This window comes from Paracoccus sediminilitoris (assembly GCF_003259195.1).
Lineage (GTDB): Bacteria > Pseudomonadota > Alphaproteobacteria > Rhodobacterales > Rhodobacteraceae > Paracoccus > Paracoccus sediminilitoris.
Genome location: NZ_QJPK01000054.1, coordinates 1 through 6,442, shown reverse-complemented (window position 1 = coordinate 6,442; position 6,442 = coordinate 1). Strand labels below are relative to the sequence as shown.

11 protein-coding genes are annotated in these 6,442 nt (G+C 63.8%); 4 read left to right on the top strand and 7 right to left on the bottom strand.

Features of this window, described 5'->3' with window-relative positions; all coding sequences use genetic code 11:
- Nucleotides 1-174 precede the first annotated feature (174 nt).
- From DKT70_RS17275 to DKT70_RS17250, 7 genes are all read right to left on the bottom strand, one after another.
- Nucleotides 175-894, bottom strand: coding sequence for a sulfate/molybdate ABC transporter ATP-binding protein (locus DKT70_RS17275; protein ID WP_111560296.1), 720 nt, complete (start codon nucleotides 892-894; stop codon nucleotides 175-177).
- A gap of 13 nt (nucleotides 895-907) precedes the next feature.
- A complete protein-coding gene (cysW, locus tag DKT70_RS17270; protein ID WP_111560295.1) occupies nucleotides 908-1,789 on the bottom strand; it encodes a sulfate ABC transporter permease subunit CysW in 882 nt (293 codons plus the stop codon).
- Nucleotides 1,782-2,588, bottom strand: a complete 807-nt coding sequence (cysT, locus tag DKT70_RS17265; RefSeq protein WP_407672236.1) for a sulfate ABC transporter permease subunit CysT — start codon at nucleotides 2,586-2,588, stop codon at nucleotides 1,782-1,784. Before cysT ends, cysW begins: the two co-directional genes overlap by 8 nt.
- Before the next feature lie 26 nt (nucleotides 2,589-2,614).
- Nucleotides 2,615-3,589 carry a sulfate ABC transporter substrate-binding protein gene (locus DKT70_RS17260; protein ID WP_111560293.1) on the bottom strand — a complete coding sequence of 325 codons (975 nt, stop codon included), beginning with the start codon at nucleotides 3,587-3,589 and terminating at the stop codon, nucleotides 2,615-2,617.
- Nucleotides 3,590-3,610: 21 nt separating this feature from the next.
- Complete coding sequence (locus DKT70_RS18120) at nucleotides 3,611-3,760, bottom strand: hypothetical protein (protein ID WP_158530152.1); 150 nt, start codon at nucleotides 3,758-3,760, stop codon at nucleotides 3,611-3,613.
- 30 nt (nucleotides 3,761-3,790) lie between these two features.
- Nucleotides 3,791-4,003 carry a hypothetical protein gene (locus DKT70_RS17255; protein WP_111560292.1) on the bottom strand — a complete coding sequence of 71 codons (213 nt, stop codon included), beginning with the start codon at nucleotides 4,001-4,003 and terminating at the stop codon, nucleotides 3,791-3,793.
- A gap of 238 nt (nucleotides 4,004-4,241) precedes the next feature.
- Nucleotides 4,242-4,694: an RrF2 family transcriptional regulator gene (locus DKT70_RS17250; protein ID WP_111560297.1), complete on the bottom strand. Its 453-nt coding sequence runs from the start codon at nucleotides 4,692-4,694 to the stop codon at nucleotides 4,242-4,244.
- A 194-nt stretch (nucleotides 4,695-4,888) separates the two neighbouring features.
- Between DKT70_RS17250 and DKT70_RS17245 the strand changes: the two genes are divergently transcribed.
- The 4 genes from DKT70_RS17245 to DKT70_RS17235 form a co-directional block, all read left to right on the top strand.
- A complete protein-coding gene (locus tag DKT70_RS17245; protein WP_111560291.1) occupies nucleotides 4,889-5,371 on the top strand; it encodes an Lrp/AsnC family transcriptional regulator in 483 nt (160 codons plus the stop codon).
- Between the two features lie 86 nt (nucleotides 5,372-5,457).
- Nucleotides 5,458-6,057 (top strand): RBBP9/YdeN family alpha/beta hydrolase, encoded by a 600-nt coding sequence (locus tag DKT70_RS17240; RefSeq protein ID WP_111560290.1) that lies wholly within the window; start codon nucleotides 5,458-5,460, stop codon nucleotides 6,055-6,057.
- A 27-nt stretch (nucleotides 6,058-6,084) separates the two neighbouring features.
- Nucleotides 6,085-6,219 carry a hypothetical protein gene (locus DKT70_RS18695; protein ID WP_267895666.1) on the top strand — a complete coding sequence of 45 codons (135 nt, stop codon included), beginning with the start codon at nucleotides 6,085-6,087 and terminating at the stop codon, nucleotides 6,217-6,219.
- Between the two features lie 39 nt (nucleotides 6,220-6,258).
- On the top strand, nucleotides 6,259-6,442 hold a 184-nt coding region (locus DKT70_RS17235), incomplete at its 3' end, for an FAD/NAD(P)-binding protein (RefSeq protein ID WP_199559644.1).

Genomic DNA, 6,442 nt, shown 5'->3' with positions numbered 1-6,442 from the left:
TGGACATCAGAGCCAGACAGATTCATCCTCGACCCGATCCACCAGATGCCGGGACTGAACACCTAGGGCGACATCAGGCATTGAGCGTGTTGTCATCTGAAACAGCACACCTCCCGCAACCTGCAGGATGCGTTTAGGACGCGTCGGTGCAGAGTGTGGGCGGGACGTCATGGCTTAAGCGCCGATGAAGTCTTTGACGAACGGTGTCGCGGGGCGCGCGCGGATGTCCTGAGGCTTACCGATCTGTTCGATGCAGCCCATGGACATGACGACGACCAGATCGGCCAGCTCCATCGCCTCGTCCTGATCATGGGTGACGAAGACCGAGGTCAGGCCGGTTTCGTCATGGATGTCGCGCAGGCCCTGACGCAGTTCCTTGCGGACCTTGGCGTCCAACGCGCCGAAGGGCTCATCCAGAAGCAGCATCCGCGGCTCGATCGCCAAGGCGCGGGCCAGGGCCACCCGCTGGCGCTGACCGCCGGACAGCTGGGTTGGATAGCGGTCGGCGATCTGGGGCAGTTGGATCAGGTCCAGAAGCTGCAGGACCCGGCGATCGATCTCGGCCTTGGGCGGGCGGCTGGCGCGCGGGCGGGCGCGCAAACCATAGGCGATGTTTTCGAACACTGTCATGTGGCGGAACAGGGCATAGCTTTGGAAAACGAAGCCCGCGCGGCGGTCCTGCACCGACAGGCCCGTGGTGTCCTGGCCGTTGAACATGACACGCCCCGAGGTCGGAAACTCCAGGCCGCCCAGGATGCGCAGAACTGTGGTCTTCCCTGAGCCCGACGGTCCCAGCAGTGCCACCAGCGCCCCCGAGGGGATGGACAGCGACACGGGGTGCAACGCGGTAGTGGTGCCAAATTCCTTGGCGATCTCATCGATTTGAATATGCATCTCAGGCCCCTCTCTAGTGGCGGCGGACTGCGGCAAGCTGGTCGGCATGACGCAGTTCCAGCGCAGTTTTCAGGAGTAGTGTCAGAAGCGCCAACCCGGTCAGCAGCGCCGCCATGGAAAAGGCCGCGACCGACAGGTATTCGTTATAGAACATCTCGATCGTGATCGGCATGGTCGCGGTCTGGCCGCGGATCTTGCCCGACACGACGGCGACCGCGCCAAACTCACCCATCGCGCGGGCGGTGCACAGAAGCGTGCCATAGAGCAGCGCCCACCGGATGTTGGGCAGTGTCACCGTGCGGAACACCCGCCAACCGGATGCACCAAGCGTCAGCGCGGCCTCCTCCTCGGCGCGCCCCTGTTCGATCATCACGGGGATCAGCTCACGCGCGACGAAGGGGAAGGTCACGAAGACCGTGGCCAGCACGATGCCCGGCACGGCAAAGACAATCGGGTATCCGCTGGCCACCAGCCATCCGCCGATGGCCGAATTCGCCCCGAACAGCAAAACGATACACAGGCCCGCCACGACCGGGCTGACACTGAACGGCAGGTCGATCAGTGTGATCAGGAAGGCCTTGCCGCGAAAGTCGAACTTGGTGATGAACCATGCGGCGGCGATGCCGAAGACCGCATTCAGTGGCACGGCGATGGCGGTGATCAGCAGGGTCAGGCGGATCGCGGATTGCGCGTCCCGGCTGGCCAAGCTTGCGACCGCGGCGGCCCAGCCCTGCGACAGGGCCTCGGCAAAGACGATGACCAAAGGTGCACCGACCAGCAGGGCCAGACCACCGATTGCAACCGCGATCAGCGCCCAACGGGCGGCAGGTGATTCATCGGTGGCGGACCGGAAGCGGGTGGAAGTGGCCGGTTTATGAAGTGCGGCGTCAAACATGACCGATCCTCCGGCGCGACCAGATCTGGATGAGATTGATCGCCAGCAGCATGGTGAAGCTGATGGCCAGCATCGCCAGACCGATGGCGGCGGCGGCGCCGTAATTGTATTCCTCCAGCTGGATCACGATCAGCAGGGGGGCAATTTCCGTGCGCAGCGGGATGTTGCCCGCGATGAAGATGACCGATCCGTATTCGCCCACCGCCCGGGCCAGCGACAGCGCAAAGCCGGTCAGGGCGGCGGGCATCAGCATCGGCGCGATGACATGGCGCAGCGTATGCCACCGCGACGCGCCCAAGGTGGCGGAGGCTTCCTCGACCTCGGCTTCGATCTCTTCGATCACGGGCTGAACGGTACGGGTGACGAAGGGCAGGCCCACGAAGACCAGCGCCAGCCAGATGCCCCATTGGGTATAGGCGATGCGCCAGCCGAGATCGTCCACCAGCCCGCCCAAGACGCCGTTCGGTGCGTAAAGCGCGGTCAGCGCGATGCCGGCAACGGCGGTCGGCAAGGCAAAGGGTAGATCGACGGCGGCATCGACAATGCGCCGCCCCGCAAAGCGATAGCGCACCAGCACCCAGGCCACGATCACCCCAAAGACCAAGTTGAAGCAGGCCGCCAGGAAGGACAGCCGGAAGGACAGCCATAGCGCCGCCCAGACCCGCTCGCGGTTGATCGTGTCCCACAGGGCCGCCGGGCCAAAGGCGGCGCCCTTCCACAGCAGCGCGCCAATGGGCAGGAACACCACCAGTGTCAGCATGAAGAGGGTGATCCCGGCCGAGAGGCCGAGACCGGGCATTGCCGTGCGTTGGACAAGAGGGCTGCTCATGGCGCCACGTAGATCTGATCGAAGATGCCGCCGTCTCCGAAATGCTCGGGCTGCAACTTGGCCCACCCACCCAGCTCGTCGATGCTGACCAACTGCAGGTCGGGGAAGCGGGCAACGTCTTCCGGATCGGCCGCACTGTCGTCCCAGGCACGATAGTAGTGCTTGAAGGCCATCGCCTGAGCTTCGGGGGTATAGAGGTAATCCAGGTAAGCCGATGCCAGAGCACGCTGTTCGTCATTGGCGATGTTGCCCTCGACCAGAGCCACGGGAGGCTCGGCCAGGATCGAGAGGCTGGGGACGACGATATCGAACTGATCCTCGCCCAGTTCGGCCAGCGCCAGATAGGCCTCGTTCTCCCACGCCAGCAGCACGTCCCCGATGCCGCGCTGCGCGAAGGTGGTGGTCGACCCACGTGCGCCGGTGTCGAGGACAGGCACATTGGCAAAGATCTGGCCCACGAACTCGGCGGGGTCCCGGTCGTTTTTCTCGGCCCAGGCCCAGGCTGCCAGATAGTTCCAGCGCGCCCCACCCGACGTCTTGGGATTGGGTGTGATCACCTCGACACCCTCGGCGGTCAGGTCGCCCCAGTCTTGTATGCCCTTGGGATTGCCGTCACGCACCAGGAACACGATGGTCGATGTATAGGGGCTCGAATTGTGTGGCAGCTTGGACTGCCAGTCCTCGGGCAATTTGCCAGAGGCGGCAATCTGATCAACGTCGCTGGCCAAAGCCAAGGTCACCACCTGGGCATTCAGGCCGTCGATGACCGAGCGCGCCTGCGCACCCGATCCGCCATGGCTGGTCTCGATCTGGGGAGCGTCGTTCCCCTGGGCCTGCCAATGGGCGGCAAAGGCCTCGTTGAACTCGCGATACAGCTCTCGGGTGGGGTCATAGCTGACATTCAGCAGGCTTTCGGCATGGGCAGCGGGCGCAAGGACGGCGATCGCAAAAGCGGCGGGACGCAGGAACATGGGGAAACTCCGTTATGACGTTCAGATGCCGGTAGGGGTCAGGCGGCCGACAGGCCAGCCGGTCAGCGTGCCACGTCCGGTCTGGATGGTGACCCGACCGTCGAGCGTGGTGGTCAATGCGGGACCCTGAGCAGAAGAGCGTCCGCCAGTGTGGATGGTGATGATGGTCATGGCCTGTCCTTTCTGATGATCTGGGTCTGGTCAAAGAGTGCGGGCGGGCAGCGGCTGGATGCGGGCATCCCACAGCCGGGCGTCGCGCCCGGCCAGCAGTTCGGCCGCGGCGCCATGGGGATCACGGCTCAGCGCGACCAAGGCCGCGCCATTCAGGCGATGCGGGCGGCCGGTGCGGCGGTCGATCAGCGTCACGGCGCACAGCACCGGACGGCCTTGGGTCAGGGGGTGGGTCGAGGTCATCGGATCATCCCTTTCGGTTCGGGCCGGGTGTGGCGCTACGATACCTTAATAACGACAGGGATACTCGTTTTTAGCAATGGAAATAAATCGGCTGATTTAGTCGTCTAAAGAGAAAAATGTTCTCCGCGCTGCTGTCTGATCGGTCATAGGCCATGCGCCCTGCCCCCAAGGCGCTGTGGTGTCAGGTTATGCAAAACTTGCAGTCCTGACTGTCAGATGCCGTGGGACGGGCCCGTGATCAGGTGCCGGTGACCTGTGCCGCAACTGCCTCGGAACCCAGCATGTCCGCCAGGCTCAGCGATTCGATCAGGATCAGATAGGACCAGAACACTTCGGAGAACACGCGACGCAAGCGGCAGCTGGCCTCGTCGGTGCAGTCCTCGCAGCGCTGATAGGCGCGCCGTGAGAGGCAGGGCAAGGGTGCGATGGGCCCGTCGATCAGCCGCAGCAGCTCCGAGATCGACACGTCCTCGGGGCGCTTGATCAGCGTGTATCCTCCCGATCGTCCGCGGATCGAGGCCACGACACCGGCATTACGCACCTCCAGCAGGATCTGCTCCAGGAACCGCTTGGGGGTGCCCGACCGCTTGGCGATGGCTTCAATCGTCAGGGGCTCGGGACGCGGGCTTCGCGCCTCGTCGCCGAGAACCAGCAGGGCCTTCAGCGCGTATTTCATCTTTTGCGTGATCATGGCGCGGCCCCCGAATGCGTTGTTGTCCGCCGGATATAAGGCAATTCCGCGCGGCGCAAAAGAAAAGACGACCAAGAGTCGGGGTTTTTACACGCGCTTGCTGCACATCAGTCGCTGGCGAGTTCTATAATAACGACAAACACGCTAGACATTATATTCTATTGCGGCATGCTGCGGGAGAAAGGAATCGCCTGATGACCCAAAACCCGCCTTTGGACCTGATCGACCGCAAGATCGTCGCGGCGCTGATGGCAGACGCCACCATCCCCATCGCCCAGATCGCCGACAAGGTCGGCCTGTCCCAGACCCCCTGCTGGAAGCGCATTCAGAAGCTTGAGGCCAATGGCGTGCTGACAGGCCGCGTGGCGCTGGCCGATCCGGCGATGCTGGGATTTGGCCTGACCGTCTTCGTCGGCATCGAGGCGCCGGACCACGGCACGGACTGGCGCGCGGCCTTTGCCCGCGCCATCGACGCCCTGCCCGAGGTCATGGAAGCTTGGCGGATGGCAGGCGATATCGACTTTCTGCTGCGCGTTGCGGTGCCAGACATGGCCGCCTATGACCGCTTCTACAAGGCGTTGACCGACACCGTGGCGATCAAGAGCGTCACATCGCAGTTCGCGATGGAACGGCTACGTCACACGACCGCCTATCCCGTTAACACCCGCGACCGATAGAACCCTGTTCCCTTTTCAAGGTGATCTTTGGAATCGTAATACACGACCATCATTGTAGTTTTATGCGAGATAAAAGGAGACATCCGATGACCAAGACACTGATCGTCCCCGGCCTCGACGGCTCTCCTGCGCCGCACTGGCAGGATTGGTGGGCGCGTACCGACCCGAATGCGATGATGCTGGACATGGGTGACACAAGCCGTCCCGTTCGCGAAGTTTGGGAAGCTGCGCTGGCTGTCCATATTTTCACCTATCCAAACAGCATTCTGGTCGGCCATTCGCTTGGCGCGGTGACCATCGCGCATCTCCTCGCCCGATGGCCGGGGCTGCCGGTCCGTGCGGCCTTGCTGGTCGCCCCTGCCGATCCGGCAACATCTGAGAGGACGCGCGGCTTCGGCACCCTGCCCCGTGAACATTTCGACGTGCCCACGACGGTGGTGGCCAGCCGCAACGACCCGTGGATGGCCTTCGATCACAGTCGCCAGTTGGCCGACAGTTGGGGCGCGGAACTGCACGACATCGGCCATGCGGGTCATGTCAACGCGGCATCGGGTTTTGGCCCATGGACGATAGGAAAAGCACTGCGCGACGACCTGCTGGCGCGCACCGCGCGGCCCGGGGTCCTGCGCCGTCTGCTCGGCGCACGCGCCTCGCCGATGGCGCAGCCCACCCGACGGCTGGCCTGATTTCCCCCGTTAAGAACGGAGTTTCCCATGTTCGACATCCAGACCAAAGCCTATCTGCGCCGTACCAATCCCCGCGACACCGACTGCTCTGACCGCATCGTTTTGACGCTGACCATCGTCAGCCTGGTCCTATGGACGGGACTGCTGATCGCCGCCCTCTAGCACACCCACCGCCCCCGCAACCAAGCAAAGGAGCTTGCCATGAAGACCATCCCCCTGGCCGACACGTCTGCGCCCCATGCGGCCCATCTGCCGCATGTCGTCATCATCGGCGGCGGCGCCAGCGGCGTCCTGCTGGCCGCCCATCTGCTGCGCGATCCCGACGCCCCCCTGCGCGTCACCGTGATCGAGGGGCAGTACATGCTGGGCTGCGGCGTGGCCTATT